The organism is Psychrobacter sp. SC65A.3, assembly GCF_025642195.1.
Taxonomy (GTDB): Bacteria; Pseudomonadota; Gammaproteobacteria; order Pseudomonadales; family Moraxellaceae; genus Psychrobacter; species Psychrobacter cryohalolentis.
The window spans coordinates 1237011-1259600 of sequence record NZ_CP106752.1; the positions used below are offsets into that span (position 1 = coordinate 1237011).

19 protein-coding genes and 1 pseudogene are annotated in these 22590 nt (G+C 42.2%); 14 read left to right on the top strand and 6 right to left on the bottom strand.

Going from position 1 to position 22590, the window contains the following annotated elements:
* Window positions 1–3 precede the first annotated feature (3 nt).
* From tsaE to radA, 10 genes are all read left to right on the top strand, one after another.
* Entirely contained in the window at window positions 4–543 is a 540-nt protein-coding gene (gene tsaE / locus OEG80_RS05370; RefSeq protein WP_263242197.1) for a tRNA (adenosine(37)-N6)-threonylcarbamoyltransferase complex ATPase subunit type 1 TsaE, read from the top strand.
* 71 nt (window positions 544–614) lie between these two features.
* On the top strand, window positions 615–2357 hold the full coding sequence (gene mutL / locus OEG80_RS05375) for a DNA mismatch repair endonuclease MutL (protein ID WP_263242199.1): 1743 nt from the start codon (window positions 615–617) through the stop codon (window positions 2355–2357).
* Between the two features lie 103 nt (window positions 2358–2460).
* Complete coding sequence (gene miaA, locus OEG80_RS05380) at window positions 2461–3684, top strand: tRNA (adenosine(37)-N6)-dimethylallyltransferase MiaA (RefSeq protein WP_263242201.1); 1224 nt, start codon at window positions 2461–2463, stop codon at window positions 3682–3684.
* A 455-nt stretch (window positions 3685–4139) separates the two neighbouring features.
* A complete protein-coding gene (gene hfq, locus OEG80_RS05385) occupies window positions 4140–4691 on the top strand; it encodes an RNA chaperone Hfq (protein ID WP_149491722.1) in 552 nt (183 codons plus the stop codon).
* Between the two features lie 274 nt (window positions 4692–4965).
* Entirely contained in the window at window positions 4966–5958 is a 993-nt protein-coding gene (locus OEG80_RS05390) for a KpsF/GutQ family sugar-phosphate isomerase (RefSeq protein WP_149491721.1), read from the top strand.
* Window positions 5959–5997: 39 nt separating this feature from the next.
* Window positions 5998–6564, top strand: coding sequence for a KdsC family phosphatase (locus OEG80_RS05395; RefSeq protein WP_263242204.1), 567 nt, complete (start codon window positions 5998–6000; stop codon window positions 6562–6564).
* Window positions 6561–7145, top strand: coding sequence for an LPS export ABC transporter periplasmic protein LptC (lptC, locus tag OEG80_RS05400; protein WP_263242205.1), 585 nt, complete (start codon window positions 6561–6563; stop codon window positions 7143–7145). Before OEG80_RS05395 ends, lptC begins: the two co-directional genes overlap by 4 nt.
* Before the next feature lie 75 nt (window positions 7146–7220).
* Window positions 7221–7790 (top strand): lipopolysaccharide transport periplasmic protein LptA, encoded by a 570-nt coding sequence (lptA, locus tag OEG80_RS05405; RefSeq protein ID WP_011513820.1) that lies wholly within the window; start codon window positions 7221–7223, stop codon window positions 7788–7790.
* A 105-nt stretch (window positions 7791–7895) separates the two neighbouring features.
* Window positions 7896–8693, top strand: a complete 798-nt coding sequence (gene lptB / locus OEG80_RS05410; RefSeq protein ID WP_181209935.1) for an LPS export ABC transporter ATP-binding protein — start codon at window positions 7896–7898, stop codon at window positions 8691–8693.
* A gap of 243 nt (window positions 8694–8936) precedes the next feature.
* Window positions 8937–10382 (top strand): DNA repair protein RadA, encoded by a 1446-nt coding sequence (radA, locus tag OEG80_RS05415; protein WP_133104583.1) that lies wholly within the window; start codon window positions 8937–8939, stop codon window positions 10380–10382.
* Between the two features lie 156 nt (window positions 10383–10538).
* Here radA and OEG80_RS12985 read toward each other — a convergent pair.
* A pseudogene (locus OEG80_RS12985) lies at window positions 10539–10886 on the bottom strand (septal ring lytic transglycosylase RlpA family protein); the annotation flags it as partial.
* Between the two features lie 1291 nt (window positions 10887–12177).
* Window positions 12178–13320, bottom strand: a complete 1143-nt coding sequence (gene rodA / locus OEG80_RS05425; protein ID WP_011513816.1) for a rod shape-determining protein RodA — start codon at window positions 13318–13320, stop codon at window positions 12178–12180.
* 258 nt (window positions 13321–13578) lie between these two features.
* On the opposite strand from rodA, the gene OEG80_RS05430 reads away from it, so the two are divergent.
* Window positions 13579–14520: a D-Ala-D-Ala carboxypeptidase family metallohydrolase gene (locus tag OEG80_RS05430; protein ID WP_263242207.1), complete on the top strand. Its 942-nt coding sequence runs from the start codon at window positions 13579–13581 to the stop codon at window positions 14518–14520.
* Window positions 14521–14603: 83 nt separating this feature from the next.
* On the opposite strand, the gene OEG80_RS05435 is transcribed toward OEG80_RS05430, so the two are convergent.
* The 3 genes from OEG80_RS05435 to OEG80_RS05445 all read right to left on the bottom strand — a co-directional run bounded on the left by OEG80_RS05435 (window position 14604) and on the right by OEG80_RS05445 (window position 18115).
* Window positions 14604–16151 carry a M16 family metallopeptidase gene (locus OEG80_RS05435; RefSeq protein WP_263242208.1) on the bottom strand — a complete coding sequence of 516 codons (1548 nt, stop codon included), beginning with the start codon at window positions 16149–16151 and terminating at the stop codon, window positions 14604–14606.
* A gap of 84 nt (window positions 16152–16235) precedes the next feature.
* Entirely contained in the window at window positions 16236–17717 is a 1482-nt protein-coding gene (locus OEG80_RS05440; protein WP_263242209.1) for a M16 family metallopeptidase, read from the bottom strand.
* Window positions 17718–17962: 245 nt separating this feature from the next.
* Window positions 17963–18115 carry a hypothetical protein gene (locus OEG80_RS05445; protein WP_263242211.1) on the bottom strand — a complete coding sequence of 51 codons (153 nt, stop codon included), beginning with the start codon at window positions 18113–18115 and terminating at the stop codon, window positions 17963–17965.
* A 900-nt stretch (window positions 18116–19015) separates the two neighbouring features.
* Between OEG80_RS05445 and ftsY the strand changes: the two genes are divergently transcribed.
* On the top strand, window positions 19016–19927 hold the full coding sequence (gene ftsY / locus OEG80_RS05450) for a signal recognition particle-docking protein FtsY (protein ID WP_227673018.1): 912 nt from the start codon (window positions 19016–19018) through the stop codon (window positions 19925–19927).
* A 65-nt stretch (window positions 19928–19992) separates the two neighbouring features.
* Window positions 19993–20565: a methylated-DNA--[protein]-cysteine S-methyltransferase gene (locus OEG80_RS05455; RefSeq protein WP_263242212.1), complete on the top strand. Its 573-nt coding sequence runs from the start codon at window positions 19993–19995 to the stop codon at window positions 20563–20565.
* 85 nt (window positions 20566–20650) lie between these two features.
* On the opposite strand, the gene OEG80_RS05460 is transcribed toward OEG80_RS05455, so the two are convergent.
* Window positions 20651–21400: a YebC/PmpR family DNA-binding transcriptional regulator gene (locus OEG80_RS05460; protein WP_011513810.1), complete on the bottom strand. Its 750-nt coding sequence runs from the start codon at window positions 21398–21400 to the stop codon at window positions 20651–20653.
* A 353-nt stretch (window positions 21401–21753) separates the two neighbouring features.
* Between OEG80_RS05460 and OEG80_RS05465 the strand changes: the two genes are divergently transcribed.
* Entirely contained in the window at window positions 21754–22584 is an 831-nt protein-coding gene (locus tag OEG80_RS05465) for an ion transporter (protein ID WP_011513809.1), read from the top strand.
* The last annotated feature ends 6 nt before the right edge of the window (window positions 22585–22590 follow it).

The following is a 22590-nucleotide window of genomic DNA, read 5'->3' on the forward strand; positions in this document are numbered from 1 at the left end:
TTAATGAATAATAATCAAACGATTGAAGACGCAGCTATAAGTGGTAAGAACTTGCAGACTTTGACGCTGCATTCGGAAAAAGATACCCAGCGTTTGGCTGAGCAATTAGCAGCTTTGCCGCTGACAGGTAGTGTGTGGCTGGCAGGAGATTTGGGTGCAGGTAAAACCACATTAACTCGCTATTGGTTGCAAGCGCTAGGGCATAAAGGAGCGGTGAAAAGTCCGACTTATACCTTGGTTGAGCCTTATGGTATTACTCAAAATGACGGCTCAATTAAACCTGTTTATCATGCTGACTTATATCGTTTACAAGATCCAGAAGAGCTGTCTTTTATTGGCTTTGATGAGTATTTGGATGAGCCAAATGCGTTGGTTATCATTGAATGGGCGAGCCGTGCGGACAGCTATTTGCCGCTGCCTACTATGTTTATTGATATGACTCAAAGTAATGGTAATGATGATAAAGAATCTCGCCAAGTTGCAATACGATTGTCAAAGGCAGGACAAGCACAAGGTTTTGACTTATCCAATCTAAATCTTTAGTCCAAATCGTGCTACAGATGTTTAAAGGCTTAAAATCCGCCTCTATTATTTTCAATATATGATACCCATCAATGCTACATAGCCACACCAATACACGCATTAAAAAACTATCACCGCTGCTTATTAATCAATTAGCGGCGGGTGAAGTCGTGACGCGTCCAGCAGCGGTGGTTAAAGAGCTCCTCGAGAATGCAATTGATGCTCATGCCACAGATATCGAAGTCCGCATTACCCAAGGTGGCATGGGTATGATTGAGGTGATTGATAATGGCGTTGGGATTTATCCCGATGATATGGTCATGGCAGTCACACGTCATGCCACTAGCAAAGTCGCTGATGTGGCACACTTGCATGGTATTACAACGTTGGGTTTTCGCGGGGAAGCACTGGCAGCGACGGCTGCTGTTTCCCGTTTGACCTTAACCAGTAGTCATGATAGCAGCGGGATTGGGCGTCAGTTGCAAGTTGCCGGTATATTGGGCGATACGCCAAAACTAATACCCGTTGTGCATCATCGCGGTACTACTATTACAGTCAAAGATTTATATTTCAATGTACCAGCACGCCGTGGTAATTTGAAATCTATCGCGACTGAGTTTGGTCATATTGAAACGATTGTCCGTGAAGTGGCTTTAGCACGCGCTGATGTGGCGCTGACGCTTTTTCATGATAATAAAAAACGGCTATCACTGTCGGTAAACACTATAAATAAAGATACTGAAAAGTATCTGCCGCTATCACGTTTGGAGCAAGCGACTGGATTGGCACTTAAAGAGCAGGCCATTGAAGTCGCGGTTGATTTATCTAGCCTAACGCAGCAATTTGGAAGTTCTTCTGCTACTCATGCTAATGGTGAATATGCTGATAATGTACGCACTATGCAAGCGGCGAGTATTGGCGGTTGGTTGTGGGCAAGTCATGATGCCAACCATAGTTTACCAAAGCTTATTTATGTAAATGGCAGATTGGTAAAAGAGGCATTAATTAGCAATCAGCTTCGTCAAATGGCTCAAAGTGTACAGCTAGCAGGTATGGGTTATGCGCTTTATTTTGAGTTACCAACTCAGTGGATCAATGTTAATGTTCATCCTTCAAAGCAGCGTATCAAGATTAGCCCGCTGAACAATATCATGGCGCATTTAAGTCATGCGGTTCGTGCGAAGCTAAGAACGATAAATACCGCGAAAATTGTTCGCTCTAAAGAGCGAGCACCAAATGATAATATTTCCATAAGAAAGTCGTTTAATGCGTTAGACGCAATAACATCATCTACCAACAATGCAACGGCAAGTCAGCAAGTGCAAGCTCCTAAGCAACCATATCAGCTGTCAGAAAATGAGTCGTTATCCGAAAGTATTAAAGACTTTCATATTGATAAGCCTGTAGAAGACAGTCGTCATGCTGTTAATAGTCACTCTGTAAACACACCACCTTTACCAGTTTGCTTAGAAGTTATAGATAGTGTTACTGGTTTGGTGGAGTCGACAGCTATACATGGTAATGACAGTAAAGCGCTGCCTTGGTTGCTATTTTATTATCAAGGGCAGTATGCGCTAATTAGTGCTGAGAGATGGCAGTCAAGATTAAAAGTATTGTTTGAGGCTACTGTCTTTAGCAGCACTATGTATGACAAAGCCAAAGTATTAAATAGTACTACTACCAATCAACAATTGGCGAAGATAAGCATGCAAATGTCTGCACAAGATGCACGAGCTTTTGTAGTAGACATAGAAGCAATACTGAGCAAATATGCTATCCACTCTATAGATAGTCATCAATTAGTCACATTGATGTTATCATCTGCGCTTAAATAGCGCTATTGTGAAAATAGCGTATTTTCTATAGTTAGGACATATCGCTGAGCTATCAATAATTTACCTTATTGTTCTTAAAACCATGACCATCAAAGGCAAGTATATGCGACTTTCGTCTGATAGCCTATCTTCTTACTTAAGTCCCAATTTGGCGGACAATAGCGTGGTGTGCTTGATGGCACCAACCGCGAGTGGTAAGACTGCTTTGGCTTACGAGCTTTATGATAGCGGTCGTTATGAGCTGATTTCGGTAGATTCAGCATTGGTGTATCGTGACATGACGGTCGGTACCGCAAAACCAAACGCTGCTGAGCTGGCACGATACCCTCATCATTTGGTCGATATCATTGATCCTATGCAAAGCTATAGTGTCGCTGAGTTTGTTAATGATGTAGCAAGACTGATTGATAGATGTCATCAGAATAGCAAAATACCCTTGCTCGTCGGTGGTACGATGATGTACTACATGGCATTGCTTGATGGACTCTCACCAGTGCCTGATAGTGATGACAGTGTTCGCGCACGCGTTGAACAGTGGCGCCAAGATGAGGGTATCAGTGCGCTATATGATTATCTTGGTAAAGTCGATGCGATTAGTCATGAGCGCCTTAATGCCACCGATACTCAGCGCATTACCCGCGCGGTTGAAGTATATTTGCAAACTGATATTCCTATTAGTGACTGGCAGCGTCAGCCCAAGCAGGCATTGGCACATAATCCCAATCAACAGTGGCATGCTTTGGCGGTTATGCCAGACCGTCCATGGTTGCATACGCGTATTGAGCAGCGATTAGATATCATGTGGAATGAGGGATTGATAGCAGAGGTTATCAGTTTGCTTGAGCATTATCCTTTGACCCCAGGCTTACCTTCGATGCGCTGTGTTGGTTATCGACAAGTATTAGAGTATTTGGTACAGACTAATCACCCTGTATTTGAACAGCCCCATTTGGATAAAGCGCAGTTTTATGATGCTTTTGCTCAATTGGAACCATCAAGTAACGAAAGTAAAGAGCAAGATACCACGATTCAAAGTAGCATAACTCAGACGCATCTACCAATGGCAACTGCCCAAACCGAAGCGCTTGCTTGTCAGCAAATGCAAAATAAGGCATTATATGCTACAAGGCAGTTAGCAAAGCGCCAATACACGTGGCTGCGAAAAGTGATGCAACTGTCCAATACGGCAGCAGTGCCTGCAATAGGATCAGTAACAGCGTCGTCGACATCCATTGTTGGCTCTGATGATCTGACAGATCTTCAAAAAAATAAGTTAATATTGCACTCATTGAGCACTATGGAGCAGGCGAGAGCGTATTTGGTTTAATGAGTGATATCAGTCGTTTGCCTATATCTAGATTTGTCAGACCATTAGTGTTCTGTAATATTAATGGTCGAGCTGTAGTAATAAAAACACAGCATGACCGTATAACAGCATACAAAGATACGAAAGTAATGACAATTATTTTCAAAGTATAATGTATATAACTGTTATAATTTGATTATATGAAAGTGTTAACTGTTGCAAGCGTTAACTGCTTTTTAGTGATTATTCATCAACATTTGGTGATAGAGGTGACCCATGCAACACTTGGTTACTTAATTTATGAAAATAATGACATATTCACGATAAAGTAGAATGACTTAACAAGCTTTAGCACTTATTTAGATACGTTTTATAAATAAGACTTATTATTGTATCTACCCTTAGCCATTATAATTGCAGTAACCCTTAAAATAATTGGCGCTAACAATAATTATATAATATTTAGGAGAGATTTCATGTCAAAAGGACAAACTTTACAAGATCCGTTCTTGAACTCACTACGCAAAGATCGCATTCCTGTTTCTATTTTTTTAGTGAACGGTATTAAGCTGCAAGGTCAAATAGAATCATTCGATCAGTATGTGGTTTTGCTGAAAAATACCGTCAGTCAGATGGTATATAAGCATGCTATCTCAACAGTCGTCCCAGCACGTAATCCTCGTAGCAGTACAACGCCAAGCGCGACTACTCAAAGCCAAGGCGCAGCACCAATGGGCTATCCGAGTCAAAGTGGCGGTGTGAGCGGTGGTTTTGAGCGTGGCGGTAGCGCAAATCCAGCTACTGGTGGCGGCTTTGAAGAACGTGGTTTTGCCAATCGTAGTGGCTTTAATCGTGGTGGCTTTAGTCAAGGCCAAGAGCGCGGCTTTGAGCGCGGTAGCTTTGGTCAAGGTCAAGAACGCGGTTTTGAGCGTGGTGGTTTTGGTCAAGATCGTGGTTTTGAAGCGCCGTCAGAGAATGTGGGTTATGACAACAAACCTAATGACGAATCTGATGATAGCAACTCTTAGACCCTCCTACTAAGACATGAGATATCATATTGAGACCTACTATTATAGTGGGTTTTTTTGTATTGATATTCTTATAAGCAATAATATTTTAATGTACCTGCGATACCCTTATGGCTGTATTCCTACAGCATCATATTAATATTGACCATAATTATTAATATGGTTCATAGTATTATAAAATGTATAGTAAAATGATTCATCAAATTATAATAACATATAGCCAAAAATATAGAGTCATTGCAAACAAAAAATTAATAAAATATAGAGCCACTGTATGAATAGTCCTGAACGCAATCTAACCCATGAGCAATTTATTAGTACCGCTATTGATGCCATCAATACTGAAAAGGCGGCACTAGCATTACTGACCGAGCAAATAGATGATAGATTCGCTCAGGCTTGTGACATCATTTTGGCATGTCAAGGTCGTGTGGTTGTGACAGGGATGGGTAAGTCGGGATTGATTGGTCGTAAGATAGCGGCGACATTTGCGTCTACTGGTACGCCATCGTTCTTTATGCATCCTGGTGAAGCAGGGCATGGTGACCTCGGAATGTTGGTCAAAGGGGATGTGTTGCTTGCCATCTCTAACTCTGGCGAGTCAGATGAGATAAAAATGCTCTTGCCTGTGGTCAAGCACTTAAATATTCCGCTGATTAGTATCAGTCGAGATAAACGCGGTATGCTGCCCCATGCTGCGGATATTATATTGACACTTGGTAAGTCGCAAGAAGCTTGCCCGCTCAATCTTGCTCCTACCTCAAGTACCACAGCAACTCTAGCACTCGGTGACGCATTGGCAGTTGCCTTAGTGCATGCCCGCAATTTTACCTCAGAAGATTTTGCGTTATCGCATCCTGCAGGTGCATTGGGTCGTCAATTACTGACCCGCGTAGAAGATTTGATGCATACTAAGACAGAGGACTTGCCACTCATCAATCAGCAGGCACCGTTACAAGAAGCACTATTTATCATGTCAGCTGGGCGATTGGGCATGACGGTGGTCACAGATGATGAGAAAAAAGTAGTTGGTATATTTACCGATGGTGATTTAAGGCGAGGATTGGAAAAAGGCATTGATTTGCAGACCCCGATGCGTGAGCTGATGGTAAGTAGCCCTCGTCGTATCAGTAAATCTATGCGAGCATCAGATGCGCTTAGCGTGATGAATGAGAATGCTATCAGTCAATTGCTTATTATCGATGATGACCAGCGCCTAGAAGCCATTATTACGGTACATGATTTACTACAAGCTGGTGTAAAATAAACGTTATATTAGAATATCTATTAATAGAAGAGATGACTGATGCAAGACTTAATCAAGAAAGCCGGACAAGTGAAGTTATTGGTCATGGACGTTGATGGTATTTTATCAAATGGTCAAATTATCTATGATGCCAATGGTGTTGAGACCAAAGCGTTTTCTGTCTATGATGGTTTAGGCGTCAAGTCATTAGCCCGTTATGGTATTTTGACTGCGATTATTACCGGTCGTAGCAGTTCTATGGTCGATAAACGCGCCACTGAAATTGGTGTAGATTATATTGTCCAAGGACGTGATGATAAGTTAGTAGCATTAAACGAGCTGCTTGCAAGCCTTGATCCGGCACTTAATATCACAGCTGCTGATTGTGCTTATATGGGTGATGATTTGCCAGATATCAAAGCCATGCAAACAGTAGGATTTGCTGCTACTGTGCCAAATGCCCAAGCAGAGGTTATCAATCGCAGTGATATGGTGACCACGCGAGCCGGCGGTACAGGCGCCGTACGTGAAGTATGTGATCTCATTTTAAAGGGTCATGGACATTACCAAGACTTTATCGCGCACTATACGCTTGATGAAGTAAAAAATCAGGATGACTTATCGTGAATACTCGTGTTTTAATAGTCATTACCTTGATCATCGCTGGTCTTGCTGGTTGGTTTTTTAAGCAGCAAGGGGAAATCACGCCGCCAGTCAATATTGAAACCTCTGATGTCGATTATGAAGCAACAGATATTAAGGCGGTACAAACGAATGAGCAAGGCAAGACCGAATATGAGCTGAGCGCTGAGTCATTGACGCACAATCCGGTGACCAATAAAGATGAGATGAAAGGCATTACCATGAACTGGGAACCGTCAGATGAGCAGCGTTATCGTATTGAAGCGGGTACAGCAGCTATCAGTCAGCAGACGGGCGAGCTGAGCTTATCAGGTGGCTTTTCTTTAATCAGTGAAGGCAAAACAGCTAAGCCTGAAGTTGAACCTATTAAAGTCACTGGTGCCACATTGAAAGGCAATACCAAGTCAGGTCAAGTGTATAGTAATGAGCCAGTTAAGGTTGAACAAGGTATGAACCGTTTTGAGGCATCGAGTATGAAAGCCAATCTTGAAACGGGCGACTATGAATTTGGTCAAGTGGCTGTCTCTTTTACGCCCGCTGACCGTCAAGACAAAGCCTTATTTTAATTAGCATATTATTCAGTGAAGCATCTAGCAGGAAGTTTGCAAACTCTACTACCCATTATAAAACGAGTAATTTTCATGAAATCTAATTCTTTGCCTACTTTACGCTTGCTATCGACACGCTCTATTCAAGTGTCGCATAGATTGCGTGCACTGCCAGTGGTTATGCTGTTGGCGCTGCCACTATACAGCCATGCTTTGCCATCAGATGCCAATCAGCCTATTAAATTATTGGCAGACAAAGCCACTTATAGTGAGCGTAGCGGTATTACAAGTTATTCTGGTACAGTAGTTATTACTCAAGGTACGTTTAAGATGACCGCTGATAATATCACTGTCAATTTATCACAAGGTCGAAGTATCAATTCTGCAGTAGCAACAGGGCGTCCAGCGACGATGCAGCAAGTTGTGACGCAAGAAAAAGGTCTGGCAAAAGGTCAGGCAAATAAGATTGACTATAATGCTGTGACGGGTATCGTGACGCTAACGGGCAATGCAAAATTGGTGCAAAATGGTGCAAGCTTCGCAGGTAATGTCATTCGTTATAGCCTAAAAGCTGGTGATGTGGAAGCGACTGCTGGCGGCAATCAGCGCGTCGAATTGGTATTCCCGCCTAACAATAGTACCAGCCAGAGTGGTATACGTTAGGCTATATGACGACTTAAGTCATAACACCTGCGATAAATATAAACAAAAGACTAAACATTTCAGTGGTTGCTATCCATTTAAATGCGACCACCTTATGAGTAAGTTATGAATGATAATAAAAATAATGCCATTTTAGCAGCAAACCAAACCATAACAGCGAATGATGCTGTTGAGCCGGTCGCTCGTTTGTCGATGCAAAACTTGGGTAAGCGCTATGGTAAGCGCTGGGTCGTCAAAGATGTCTCATTCTCTGTTGAGCAAGGGCAAGTCGTTGGATTGCTAGGTCCAAATGGAGCCGGTAAAACGACCAGTTTTTATATGGTAGTCGGTCTGGTCAATATGGATAAAGGCCGTGTCACCTTGGGAAATATGGACTTATCTAAATATGCTATGCATGAGCGTGCGCGTGCCGGTATTGGTTATTTACCGCAAGAAGCCTCTATTTTTCGTAAGCTATCCATTGAAGACAATATTTTAGCCATTTTACAAACTCGTAAAGATTTGAATGGTAACCAGCAGCGTCAAGAGCTTGAAAAGCTCATTGGTGATTTTCACTTAGAACATGTACGAAAATCTCTAGGTATGAGCGTATCAGGCGGTGAGCGTCGTCGTTGTGAGATTGCTCGCGCTCTAGCAGCTGACCCCAAGTTTATCTTATTAGATGAGCCTTTTGCCGGTGTAGATCCTATCTCTGTCGGTGATATCAAAGATGTCATTTTAGCGCTCAAACGACGTGGTATCGGTGTGTTAATCACTGATCACAATGTTCGTGAGACTTTAGCGATTTGTGAAAAAGCCTATATCGTATCAGAAGGTGCTATCATTGCTGAGGGTACCTCAGAAGAAGTTCTGGAAAATGAGCTGGTGAAATCTGTGTATCTTGGTAAAGACTTTCAGGTATAGACTAATTGATTGATTACTGAATTATGCTGACATAAGATTTGTTACTTTGCATTCTTAGTCAGCCATCTCTATATTGTGCCGTTTGCAAAAATCCTTCTATAAAACATTGCTTCTTACAGCAACTGCTTGTTTATCTTAATATTTATACTTTAGTTCTTATCTTCAAAAATACGCTTATAAGCGTCATTCCCTTTCATATACTCTCTCTTTTAAACTTGAACACCTGCATAAGGCTTCTATATTATGGCAAAAAATAAAACCAGTTATGTCTGTCAAGCTTGCGGTGCTCATTTTGGCAAGTGGGCAGGGCAATGCAGTGATTGCGGCGAATGGAATACCTTGACTGAAGCGCCTAACGTCAGTATGCCACATCATAATAAAAACGTAGCAAAGCCCAATGCTGGTCGCGCCATACCTCGTAATGCAAGTGGTGCTGGTACACCGGCGGGCAATTATGCAGGAACGCATAGTGCAGTGATGCCGCTCAATGCGGTGAGCGTAGGTCTAGATACCAGGTTGCCGACGGGTATTAGTGAGTTTGATCGTGTGTTGGGCGGTGGATTGGTTGCAGGTTCTGTGGTACTGATTGGCGGAGACCCCGGTATTGGAAAATCGACCATTCTATTGCAAACCGCGACCAATATGGCAAAAGCGGATTCACTGGCAGGTAGCGCTCTGTATGTGACTGGTGAGGAATCATTGGCACAGGTTGCTATGCGGGCAAAGCGCTTGGATTTACCTGCGGACAGACTTCGTGTGCTTGCTGAAACCAATGTCGAGACTATTTGTGCCGCTTTGACTCAAGAGCAGCCAGCGATTGCTATTATTGATTCCATTCAGACTATTTATACTGATGCGATTAACTCTGCACCAGGCGGGGTCAGTCAAATTCGAGAGTCAGCGGCGATTTTGACACGTTATGCTAAGCAAACAGGTACAGCTCTGTTTCTAGTGGGACATGTCACCAAAGAAGGAACACTTGCCGGTCCGCGAGTGCTTGAGCATATGGTCGATACGGTATTGTACTTTGAGGGTCAGTCTGATTCTCGTTTTCGCATGATTCGTGCCGTCAAAAACCGTTTTGGCGCGGTCAATGAGCTAGGTATTTTTGGCATGACAGATATGGGACTAAAAGAGGTTGCCAATCCATCAGCGATATTTTTGAGCCGCTATGACAAGCCCGTGGCGGGTTCTGTGGTTATGGTCAGCCGAGAAGGCACAAGACCGCTATTGGTAGAGGTACAAGCCTTGGTTGATGACTCTCAAGGCTCACCAAGACGTATGGCATTAGGATTAGACTTTCAGCGCTTGTCTATGCTGTTAGCAGTGATGCATCGCCATGGCGGTATCCATACCAGCGGGCAAGATGTCTATGTCAATGTCGTTGGCGGTGTCAAAGTCATAGAAACAGGGTCAGACTTGGCAGTATTATTAGCCTGTGCATCCAGCATTAGAGAAAAAGCATTGCCATCGTCATTGGCGGTCTTTGGTGAAGTGGGGCTATCAGGAGAAATTCGTCCTGTACCCAATGGACAAGAGCGTTTAAAAGAAGCGATGAAGCATGGTTTTAAGCATGCTATTATTCCTAAAGCCAATGCACCTGCCAAAGATGCGCCGCAGTTTAAAGGCATTAATGTCATTGCAGTCGAACGTCTTGATGATGCGATTGCGAGTGCATTCGAGTTATAGTTTGTTGATCTAACATTTATAACTATAAACCTTGTAAATTTAAGACACGAAAAAGCGCCTAACTATCAATTAGTTAGGCGCTTTTATTTAAATCTAAAAATATTTGTACAAAACCGTTAAAGGCTTAAACCGCGAATGGTCTAAAACGTTAATGGTTTAAGAAGAAGGTCCTGAAACACGCTCAATCGCGACGTTACCGACACCTTTAGCAGTAATACCAAGTTTTTTGGCAGCACCATAAGATAAATCCATCACACGATTACCATGGAACGGACCACGATCATTTACTTTAACGATGACGCTTTTACCATTGGTTTTGTTGGTCACTCTAACATAACAGTTTAATGGCAATGAGCGATGTGCAGCCGTTAAACCATTCATATCAAAAGTTTCGCCACTGGCGGTTTTGCGACCATGAAACTGGCGACCATACCAAGAAGCTAAACCAGTTTGCTTGAATTTGCTGACAGAGTTAGAGGCAACAGCTGTTAAGCGCTCTAACACATCTTCATCATTACTGACTTGGGCGGTATCACTGGCTAACAGTGAGCTGCTAAGCGCTAATGAAGCAGGTTGGCGTGCAGACTTGACTAAGCTTGATGCGCCGTCATGTTGACGACTAAGTTCACCAAGTACACGGTCGATATGGGAGGCGTTATCTTGCGAGATCATAGCAAGGGAGGTTCTTGATTCTACAGCATTTGCATTAGAAGCGATTGCAGAGCCAGCAAATAGTACCGCTGACATTGTAAGTAAACCAGATAAACGCTTATTCATAAATACCTCTATGACTTATACCTTAGAACCTAACTCTAAAAACATCTTAGATTGAGCGAGATAGTGTTAGACCAATCTAACAATACCGCAAACTCCAAAACCGATATCAATCTATCTTCTTTATAATGACTGATTTTATCGTTCGGCTTTTATAAGTTCTAACGTATGGTAATTTTTAATTCATGATCATAACTGGATTGATGATTGTAAATAATCCACTTATGACACGCTCAAATGATAGTTAACAATCTTAATTAAAATATTCATCAACAACTAAAATCAGATACTAATATTCGATAAACAGCCTTTTTAACATTGCTAAGTTAATAAAGGGTTTCGAGAGTTTTACGTATGAGTTTGTTATTAAACCGTTAATTAAGTAGTGACTTTGAAAGTCTAAAATCTACAAGTTGCTAACTATACGGATGAGCTACAACGACAATATAATTAAATGCTAACTTTCTTAGTAGGTCTGTACGGGTTATGTATAAATGACACTAAGACGAGATTAACGCAAATAATTGTAAAAGACAAGGAATAAAACAAACTGGTATTCAATCCTAAATACTGAATATTAGGTATAATTTGCAAGGATGATATTTGAAAATATTATTAATTAAATCATAATCTTATGATCTAATAAGGCGTAATAAAATTATAGTTTTTATAATAGTTCATATATAATTGATTACAAATAAAATGGGCAAAAATTAACTTATTTACTAAGATTTTTGCACATTCTATCTTTACGTATAGTTACTTAGTAACTAGATTTTAAGTCAAATTTGTGCGGTTATTTGTTAATCGATTCAATTTTTAAACATGCTATGTTATGTTTTCTTTATGTATTCAGCCATCTATGTATCATCGCCATTTTCACTATTTTAGATACTGGCACAAGCTATTGAATACTTAATTTCTGAAAAATTCATTGCACCTTGATAGGAATTATAAAGGGTATAAAAAAAGAGACCGTATTATTAAAATATTGTCTCTTTAGGTATAGAAATGGAGATACTTAGTCTGACTTGTGCGTATGAATGGACATCAGTAAACCAAAACCTGCCATTAAAGTAACAATGGCAGTACCACCATAACTGATAAAAGGCAGAGGTACGCCAACGACAGGTAAAATACCGCCGACCATACCAACATTGACAAAGACATACACAAAAAACGACATCGCAATCGCGCCTGCTAATAGTCGGCTATAAGTATCAGGATGAGAAAAGGCGATATATAAGGCGCGGGTTAATAAGCATGCATAAATAAACATCAATAGTATGACGCCAAGCAAGCCAAACTCTTCAGAGAAAGCCGCGATAATAAAGTCGGTATGACCTTCTGGTAAGAAATGCAAATGCGACTGCGTACCCTCTAAATAGCCTTTACCCGTTAGACCGCCGGAGCCGATAGCAGTTTTGGACTGAATGATATTCCAGCCAGCACCTTGCACATCTGCCTCAGGATTGAATAGTGTGAGTACACGGGTACGCTGATAGTCGTGTAACAAAAAATTCCAAGCAAAGGCAACAAGCGGGATCGACAAAGCAACCGCACCAGCTATCAGTTGCCACGATAGCCCTGCCAAAAACAGCACAAAGATACCGCTAGCAGCGACTAATAATGAAGTGCCAAGATCTGGCTCTTTAGCGATTAATAAGACTGGCACCACAATTAACGCCAAGGTAATGCCGATACTGGGTAGTGAAGGGGGCAGATCACGCTTAGACAAAAACCACGCACACATCATAGGCATGCCAAGCTTCATAAACTCTGAGGGCTGCACACTACCAAATCCTGGTAGATTAATCCAGCGCTGCGCCCCCATACGTACTTCACCGATAATATCAACCAACACCAGTAGTATCAGACCTAATACATAAAAGATGGGCGTAAAAGTACGATAAAGGCTCGGTGGTATCTGCGCCATGATAAACATAACGGTAAAAGCGACACCATAGCTGACCATTTGTCGTAGCACCATACTCGTATCTTGAGCGGCTGCACTATATAAAATCGTTAGCCCAATACAACAAACGGTTAATAATAAAAGGGTCAACCAAGGGTCAATATGACTACGTTGCCAAAAGGTCGGTGTCTGACCTTGACCGAAATGGTGGCTCTGTCGGGAAAAACGATATTGCGGGTTAGAAGACATAGGCAAAGTGTGACTGGCAGTTGGCGTGGAAGAAGGGCTATATTTAGCAGAAGACTTAAGAAAATCGATAATTATAGGGCATTTAACCGATTAGATGATAAAAAAAGTAACTTGTCGGTAATAAAGTAACGTCAATATAAAAATAATGAGGATAAGTGTTAATAACGAATAAGTCGCTGCCAATTGGTGACGATAGTTTAGCTTGCTTGCTTAAAATTTGATAGTATCGATAAAACGTTTTTAGCGGTGTTTGTTGCAATGATCGAAATAACAAAACAAGTTTCCAGGCAAATCCACAAGCCTATTATTGCACTCTGTATTTGTGCCAGCACTATGAGTGCCCATGCTGCTATTATTAGTGATAATAGTGAGCGCCGTATCCAAGTACGTCAGGGTAGCAGCGTGAACAACAGCAATGCCAATACCTATATCACGCCATCTCCACAAAGAGCGCCTTATAATGCAGGGGTGACTATTTTAAGCGGATCAAGTGGCGATAGTATGCAAGGACTCATTCAGCAAAAGCAGCGTGAGTTTGAATTTGATGCCAGCTTATCGATAGAAGAGAACAAACGTGTCATTACCAATAGAAGTACGCCGCGTTATAACACCACCTATAGCACGGGTAATAACAATTACAATGATTTTATCAGCATGGATTTTAATACTTGGCTCAACAGTAATAGCTATCGCGCAAGCCAAGTAGCAAACTATCAGCGCTATTTAAGCGCGCGTGTCGGTGCTCGAAACGTACCGCCTTTGTCACAGCTACTGACCACCGCTCGCAGTTGGGACAAATGTGGCTATGAGCCGTATCAACTGCCTCCTCAGGAGCTGTGGTCAAACATTGTACCGACATTGCAGCTATATAGTCAGCTGAAAAGCCAAGGGATTCTGCCAGCAAACAGTGAGATACGCTCGGTATATCGTAGTCCCGGATTAAATGACTGTGCAGGCGGCGCGAGTAGTAGTAAGCATATGACAGCTGGCGCGATTGATATTTGGGTGCCAGATTATGAAAGTAGTCCATGGCAGCTGAGCCGAATGCAAGACAGCTTATGTGAGTTTTGGCAATATCAGGGTCAGTCGCACAATTTTGGTCTAGGATTATATTCCACTGGTGCTATACATTTAGATACCGATGGTTATCGTAAATGGGGCTTTAATCATGCCAGTAGCAGCTCTGCCTGCCGCTACTGACGATAATTCTAAGATAGAAAAAAAGCTCAGCCCGTATATATAATGGGCTGAGCTTTTTTATAGCACTATGAAAGATAAATTAACTATTTAGCCGCCTTCTTATCCCAAGGATTGACCTCACCAACGGTCACAATTAAGAAGTCATCAGGCTTTAAGGTATCACGCAGGGTCTGATTCACCTCTGCTAATTTGACTTGTTCGATACGATTGACATAGTTGCTAAGATAGCTTGTTGGTAGCTGATAAAAATTCATCATACCAAGCAAACCATTAATACCAGCGTTACTGGCAAAACCCATTGGGAAGCTGTTTTTTAAATTATCCGTGGTCAGCTTCATCTCAGTACTAGTAATACCATTTTTTAACGTGTTATTAATAACGTCTAAGCTAGCATCAATCGCAGCACGAGCCTTGTCATTGCGCGTCGAAAAACCTATCTGATATGGTCCGCGTGTCAGCATCGGACTCATCGAGCCTGAAATACCATAAGTATAGCCAAGGTTTTGTCTGATTTCCGTCATCAGTCGTGCATTAAAATCGCCCCCTGCGAGCACTTCATTACCGACAGCAAAATTGGTTTGCTTCTGCTGCGCTTGCGGATCCGTTGCACGCTTATCACCCAGTTGTCCCATCAGTACTGTCGTTTGAGTGCTAGGAAAGGGAATATGAATATGCTGAGACTTCGTCAATAGTTTTGGTTCAGGCAGAATAGGCGCTGCTTGACCAGTAGGTAAACCCGCCGTGATGTTTTCTGCCAGTTTTTTGGCTTGCGCTAAAGTTAGATTACCTGTCATAGAAAGGCTAGCGTTGGCGGCAACCAGATAGCGATTTTTAAAATCTATCAGCTGTTGTCTTGTGATATTAGGTACTGTTTCAAGGGTGCCAACAGAAGGATGAGCATAAGGATGGCTGCCATAGAGTGCTTTATCAAAAGCAAGGCTGGCAAGGCTGCTTGGGTCTTGTTTTTGTTGCTGTAAGCCGACCAATAAACGGGCTTTATTGCGGGCTAGAATTTGTTCATTAAAACTTGGTTCGATGAGCATTTGGGTCATCAAATCGATGGCAGGTAATAGATGTTTATCGTCAGATAAACTGCGTAATGAGACCGTAAACATATCTTTATAGGCACTGCTGCCTAGATTGATGCCTAAGGTTTCAACCGCGCGAGTAAATTCGTTTTCATCTAAACGTTTTGAGCCTTGTTCAAGCATAGTCGCTGTCATATTGGCGATACCAAAACCTGTGCTACTGATACTGCCATCGCGCGCGCTACCAGCATTAAAACGTAAATCGATATCGACAATGGGTAATGCCGTCGTCGGTACAAAAAGTACTGGCACACCCGCTTTGGTCTTAAACTGTTGAATCTTTGGAACGGTGACTTTTAAAGGCTTGGCATTATCAAGGCTAGTCAACTTAGACAAGGCAGCAATAGGTGCATTGACATCGACTGCAGATGCCTGAGTACGATAATCCTCACCAGTAATGCCATCAGCCTGCGCGGTCATGGTCAAAGTAGTCAGCCCCAAAAATAACCCCATACTCAAATAGGGTAGTCGCTTAAATGTTGGCTTTATTGATGACACCAGAACAGTATTCTTTTTAGCATGGAGAGTAGGATTTTGAGTCATATCTTTCTTCTTATTAATAGCGTTTTTAGTCATTGGTATTTTGAGTCATAATATTGGATAACATCATCTGATATTATATTAACCTCATTTTTTCTTAACGAACTTTTTGACCGGTTCTTTAGGTGGAATAATATGCATGACCGTCAAATTGTCTTTGACCAAATACTTTTTGCTAGCTGCTTGTATGTCTGCAACCGTTACGGTATCCATTTTGGTGGGTAGCTGAGCAAGTAACCTATCATCGAGACCGATAGACTGTAGTGAGCCAATCATACGCGCTTGACCTTCCATGCTGTCTTGCGCGTATACCAGACCAGTGACCGTATTGGTTTTGGCGCGCTCAATTTCATCGGTGGCAATTGGATCGGTTTTAAGCTTTTCTATTTCAGAGAGGATAGCTTGCTGCGCTTGCGCTAAGCTGACGCCTTCACGCGGAGTCGCTTGTATCAAAAATAGCCCGTCGCCACGATCTAATAGATCATAAGACGTACCCACTGTGGTCAGAAGCCCTTGCTCGCGTACCAATCGACTCTCAAGGCGCGCTGACAAACCGCCATCCAATACGTCTTGCGCAAGCGATAGTGCATAGGCTTGTTTTTCATTGCTAGCATCTGTTGTCACAAGGCTTGGCACGTTGTAACCCATCAATAAGACAGGCACTTGTACTGCTTGCTCAGACTCTACTTGCTGATAACCACGAAAGCCTTTTTGACTGACGGCAGGACGTTTTGGCAGCTTACTTGGCGTCAATTCATCAAAGTAACGCTTCACTTGTGTTAAGACTTCGGCTGGCTCAACGTCACCAACGATAACCAAGGTGGCATTATTTGGTGCATACCATATTTTATACCAGTCTTTTAAGTCTGAGAGCGTAATCGATTCAAGCTCACTCATGGGGCCAATGACTGACTCGCCTTTGGGGCTATTTGGCAAGGCCAGCAAACGAAATGACTCATAAGCCTTGGCAAGTGGATTATCATCAGTACGTTGACGGCGCTCTTCCATGACAACTTGATGCTCTTTGACAAACTCTTTTTCATTAAATACTAAGTTTTTCATCCGATCTGCTTCAAGCTCAAGTGCTAAAGGAAAACGGTTGGCAGGGAACAGCTCGTAATAACCCGTATAATCATAGCTAGTAAAGGCATTATTGACGCCACCAAACTTAGCAATTAAGCGTTCATAATCAGCGCTTGAAACGTTACTAGTGCCTTTAAACATCATATGCTCAAGCACATGCGAGATACCACCTTTATTGACCGGCTCATCAGCTGAGCCAACCCGATACCAAATCTGAGTCATCACCACAGGCGCACGGTGGTCTTCTTTTACCACTATTTTTAGACCATTTTTCAGCTGATATTCATGGCGACCAGAGATATCCATAGTCAGCGCTGATGATGGCTGAATGTCCTTGGTAACTATGTTTTCAGGCACTGGATTCTTGACCGCAGTCACGGAATTGGCGTTAATGGTACTGGTTTGACAAGCGGCAAGTGTGGTCGCCATGGCTAAGGCAGATGCAAGACGTAAAGAGAGTGTGGTTCGAGATAAAGGGACAGACATGGTATGTTCTACTTATATAAAAGGGAGACTTTTAAACGGGCAGCTTGTAAATGGATGAGAGCGTATAGTAAGTTCAATGTAAAAGAGTTACGTTCAGAATAGCATTATGCAGGTATAAATTTCTCTCGCTTGCTGTGCGCTTCGCACTCCAGAGGCTTCGCAAAATTTATCCCAGCAGTACTGTGTTCTTTTTAAATTGAATTGACTACATATCTATTTTCATCATGGTACTGATACTTATACCATCATAAAGATTTGTGCGCCCCAACCATGACACTGGCAGTCGGCTTGAATTCTTGAGTCGTGTTACAACCTGTCGCTGATAGTGCCATCGTCGCCAGTAATAAAGCAGCAGTGATATGGGCGATGTTTTTATAATGATTGGATAAAGACAACATAAGACATTCCTAATATAAGTAATAAGCATGGAGATAAAGGGTATAAACAGGTATTTAATTAGCCTTGCTAAGAGTAGGCGAAGTTTGCCATCGCAAAGGTCAGATTTATGTGTCCAAACCTTAAGCGAAACTTGCTTAATGAGCGATTATATTTATCATCTTTTTCACGCTAAAGGTTTAATAGCGCTTTTGTATCACTTGATGATTTTTGCCATTTATAAGCAATCTAGGATGCGAAAGGCTGAGCTCAACTTGAATTATGCTAAACTAGACTAAAAATAATCTCTGCATTGAATCATAGAAAACGGACAATACAACGATATACAGATCCGGTTTTACCATAAACACATTACTGATACTGATGAACTTTAGGGCAAACTTATGAATAACCCCAATAATAGCAATCGTGTGGTCATTAATCTTGACAGCGGACTTGATGAATTAGATGACGATGATATTACCTTACCCAGTCTGCCAGTGCAATCTGTCCCTATTATCGATGCCCCTGAAAGAAATGAGGTAAGTAATAGTGATGAGCCAGTAACGCCTACAGTCAATAAGCAAGTATCAAGCACCGATGCAGCCGAGAGCATTGCCCTAGGCGCGCCTATCCTCATGACGCAAAAGCAGAGTCATACAGACAATACCTCAGAGAGCTTTGCAAATACCAATGAAACAGAGAAGACAACACCAGCTGTCTCTGGATCAAAAATCCCTACTATGCCCTTACAAGCACAACTAGGGGATCTGCCAAGCGTTACTCCTAGCAGTGCAAGTAGCATTAATAGTAGTAATCAATCGTCTTCTGAGCCACAGCAAAAGATTCCAGTAGAGTCGCAAGCAAATAAAGCATCGCAAGAAGAACAAGAAAGCAGCAAAAAAGGCAGCTGGTTTAACCGGATGAAAACCGGCTTGAGTAAGTCGCGTAAGAACTTAGCTGAAGGGATGGTCAGTATCCTTATTGGAGGCAAAGAGATTGATGATGAGCTATTAGAAGAGGTTGAAGACCAACTGTTGGTGGCTGATATCGGTGTCAATGCAACCAATCGTATTATCAAAAGCCTTACTGAGCAGACAGATCGCGGCGATTTAATCTACGCGCATTCACTATACAAGGCATTGCAGACTGAATTGGTCGATATCTTAACGCCGAAAGTTGCGCCGCTTATTATTGATAGCAGCAAAAAACCATTTGTTATCTTGGTCGTAGGCGTGAATGGCGTAGGTAAAACGACGACTATCGGTAAACTTGCCAAACGTTTGCAAGGCGAGGGTAAGTCTGTGATGTTAGCAGCAGGGGATACTTTCCGCGCAGCAGCGACTGAACAGCTACAAATCTGGGGCGAACGCAATAACATTCCAGTTGTGGCGCAAGGTCATGGCTCTGATAGTGCATCAGTTATCTTTGATGCCATGCAATCTGCTAAAGCAAAAAATATTGATGTGTTAATTGCCGATACTGCTGGACGTTTACAGAATAAAACCCATCTAATGGCAGAGCTCGAAAAAGTCGTACGTGTGATGCGCAAAGCGGATCCAAGCGCGCCACATGAAGGTATGATTGTGCTTGATGCTGGCACGGGTCAAAATGCCATTAATCAAGTGGAATTATTTAATAAAGTGGTGCCATTAACCGGAATCACGATTACTAAACTAGACGGAACTGCAAAAGGCGGTGTGGTCTTTAATATTGCCGAAACGACAGATGTGCCTATTCGTTATATTGGCGTAGGTGAGTCGATTGATGATCTGCGTGCCTTTAGTCCAAAACAATTTGTCGCCGCGTTGTTTGAAACTGATGACAAAGAATAGTGCTCAACAGTTTATTTTAGCCAATACTCAAGTCTTGAAAATACAACGATTTGAAAGGAGTAGTCATGATAGTCACCACAGCCGCTTTTGGATCTAATCAGTTAACATTAATTGCGAGTGTCAATGAATATAGCAGTCCTAAGCTGGTTGAAGTCAATTGGCTGCTGGCAGGTGACTCTTGGCACAGCTCAAAATCTATTCCCAAGCTTAAAAAACATTATGGTCTTGTCGATCAAAGCTTCACATTCATAGATAAAGACAGCCTAAGCAAAAATGAACTTACTCAAGCATTATTAATAGAGGCTATAGCACAATTAACGGAGTATTTTGACGGTGAGCGTCAAGCGTTCGATTTGCCCCTAGATACAAGCTTGGGAACTAAGTTTCAGCAGCGGGTTTGGCAAGCACTACAAGATATTGGTTACGGCGAGACGATCAGTTATGCAACGCTGGCACAAAATGTCGATAGTCCCAAAGGCTTTCGTGCGGTTGCGAATGCCAATAGTAAAAACCCTTTTAGTATTATCGTTCCGTGTCATCGTGTTATTGCAAGCGACGGCAAACTTGGTGGTTATACAGGCGGCTTAGATAAGAAAACGCATTTGTTAGCGCTTGAAGGCGTCACGTGCAAAGCTTAGTTTGAAGTAATTGCTCGTCACATATTGCTGAACAAAAAAGCCAAACGCTAAAAACGTTTGGCTTTTTTAATACAAAGCACGAAAATTACTGCTCAAGTTGCGCCATGACTTCGTCTGAAAAATTGACGTTGCTATAAACTTCTTGCACATCATCAATATCTTCTAACATATCAATCATCTTCATGACTTTTTCGGCATCTGCAACGTTGTCTATTTCAGCACTGGTTGATGGCGACATAGTTACTTCAGCATTGTCAGAGACTAAACCAGCAGCATTAAGCGCGTCTTTAACATGACCGAAATTTTCCCACTCAGTGATGACAAGCAAGCTTTCGCCATCATTTTCGATATCAAGCGCGCCTGCATCTAATGCCACTAGCATAACTTCATCTTCTAAACTTGTGTCATTAAAGCTTATTTCACCGCGTTTATTGAATAGGTAAGCCACAGAGCCAGTAGTACCTAGATTGCCATCATTTTTGGTAAAAGCATGGCGTACTTCACTGACTGTCCGATTGAGATTGTCAGTCATGGTTTCGACTAATACTGCGACGCCGCCGATGCCATAACCTTCATAGCTGACTTCGTCCATATTGTCATTGTCATCGCCGCCTGTACCACGAGCTACCGCACGATTGATGGTGTCTCTTGTCATATTGACGGAGAGGGCTTTTTCAATGACCGCACGTAGGCGCGGATTCTTATCAGGGTCAGGATCACCTTGCTTGGCAGCAGAAACAATTTCACGAATAATTTTGGTAAATACTTTACCTTTTACCGCATCCTGACGGGCTTTACGGTGTTTGATATTTGCCCATTTTGAATGGCCTGCCATATGACGTCCTTAAGTATTACGAGTGATGTATTGTACAGCTAAAACATTTATTGGTAAAAATTTTTTATCGCTACAGGAGTTTTATTACCTGATTGCGCTGTTAAGCTCAGGTAAGTGATCTGTCGCTAAGTTAACGATTTGTATGTTGTTAATAGCGCTTTTTTGCTACACTGCTATGTTCTGGCTTTTGACCCGCTATCGATTATTCTCGTAGTGACGGATAGCAGCCGATAGCCACATTACTTTCAATATTATAAACCACTTTCACGTATTTTGACCAATCTTAGCTTATGCATATACGCCTAAGTTGTCCGGTTTTAGATATCCATTGATCCTATGATTTGATTGACTTTATGAAGCAGCCGAATACCGAAGCCGTTACTCATTTGCGTAACCGCATTCATATTATTATTGAAGGTACAGATACTCGTTTGGGTAAGCTGTTTGATATTGTATTGTTGATCGCGATTTTGGCCAGTGTGGCGGTCGTGATGCTCGATAGTGTGCTCTATATGCGCTTGCAGTATGGCACGCTGTTTTTATATGCAGAATGGTTTTTTACTATTTTGTTTACGATTGAGTATATGCTCAGGTTGTTCTCAGCGCCCAATCGCTTTCGTTACGTGTTTAGTTTTTTTGGGATAGTGGATTTATTGTCCGTACTACCGAGCTACTTAAGCTTAATGTTTGTGGGCGTACAGTACTTACTTGTCATTCGTATCTTACGTATTTTGCGTATCTTTCGGGTACTTAAGCTTGAAGCCTATATGCAACAAGCAGGGTTTTTGGCGTCTGCGCTTAGAACCAGTCAGCAAAAAATCACGGTATTTTTCTTATCACTGGTGCTACTGGTCACCATTTTTGGCTCGATTATCTATGTCGTAGAAGGACCAGAAAACGGCTTTACCAGTATTCCGCTATCTATCTACTGGGCAGTTGTTACCATGACGACGGTTGGTTACGGCGACATGTCACCAAAAACACCATTGGGGCAAGCCATTGCAACCATGGTCATGATTACAGGTTACTCAATCATTGCTGTACCGACAGGGATTTTCACCTCAGAGCTTGCACGTAATATGCGCCCGCAGCTCAATCCTGTCACGTGTCCAAACTGTGGTAAATTTGGACACGCAGTAGGTGCGGATTTTTGTGACCGCTGTGGACATGCCTTGCATGTATAACCAATA

Excerpts from the sequence above, each read along its gene's own strand:
- tsaE (WP_263242197.1), top strand. The coding sequence starts at position 4 with ATGAATAATAATCAAACGATTGAAGACGCAGCTATAAGTGGTAAGAAC.
- mutL (WP_263242199.1), top strand. The coding sequence starts at position 615 with ATGCTACATAGCCACACCAATACACGCATTAAAAAACTATCACCGCTG.
- miaA (WP_263242201.1), top strand. The coding sequence starts at position 2,461 with ATGCGACTTTCGTCTGATAGCCTATCTTCTTACTTAAGTCCCAATTTG.
- hfq (WP_149491722.1), top strand. The coding sequence starts at position 4,140 with ATGTCAAAAGGACAAACTTTACAAGATCCGTTCTTGAACTCACTACGC.
- OEG80_RS05390 (WP_149491721.1), top strand. The coding sequence starts at position 4,966 with ATGAATAGTCCTGAACGCAATCTAACCCATGAGCAATTTATTAGTACC.
- OEG80_RS05395 (WP_263242204.1), top strand. The coding sequence starts at position 5,998 with ATGCAAGACTTAATCAAGAAAGCCGGACAAGTGAAGTTATTGGTCATG.
- lptA (WP_011513820.1), top strand. The coding sequence starts at position 7,221 with ATGAAATCTAATTCTTTGCCTACTTTACGCTTGCTATCGACACGCTCT.
- lptB (WP_181209935.1), top strand. The coding sequence starts at position 7,896 with ATGAATGATAATAAAAATAATGCCATTTTAGCAGCAAACCAAACCATA.
- radA (WP_133104583.1), top strand. The coding sequence starts at position 8,937 with ATGGCAAAAAATAAAACCAGTTATGTCTGTCAAGCTTGCGGTGCTCAT.
- rodA (WP_011513816.1), bottom strand. The coding sequence starts at position 13,320 with ATGTCTTCTAACCCGCAATATCGTTTTTCCCGACAGAGCCACCATTTC.
- OEG80_RS05430 (WP_263242207.1), top strand. The coding sequence starts at position 13,579 with ATGATCGAAATAACAAAACAAGTTTCCAGGCAAATCCACAAGCCTATT.
- OEG80_RS05435 (WP_263242208.1), bottom strand. The coding sequence starts at position 16,151 with ATGACTCAAAATCCTACTCTCCATGCTAAAAAGAATACTGTTCTGGTG.
- OEG80_RS05440 (WP_263242209.1), bottom strand. The coding sequence starts at position 17,717 with ATGTCTGTCCCTTTATCTCGAACCACACTCTCTTTACGTCTTGCATCT.
- OEG80_RS05445 (WP_263242211.1), bottom strand. The coding sequence starts at position 18,115 with ATGTTGTCTTTATCCAATCATTATAAAAACATCGCCCATATCACTGCT.
- ftsY (WP_227673018.1), top strand. The coding sequence starts at position 19,016 with ATGAAAACCGGCTTGAGTAAGTCGCGTAAGAACTTAGCTGAAGGGATG.
- OEG80_RS05455 (WP_263242212.1), top strand. The coding sequence starts at position 19,993 with ATGATAGTCACCACAGCCGCTTTTGGATCTAATCAGTTAACATTAATT.
- OEG80_RS05460 (WP_011513810.1), bottom strand. The coding sequence starts at position 21,400 with ATGGCAGGCCATTCAAAATGGGCAAATATCAAACACCGTAAAGCCCGT.
- OEG80_RS05465 (WP_011513809.1), top strand. The coding sequence starts at position 21,754 with ATGAAGCAGCCGAATACCGAAGCCGTTACTCATTTGCGTAACCGCATT.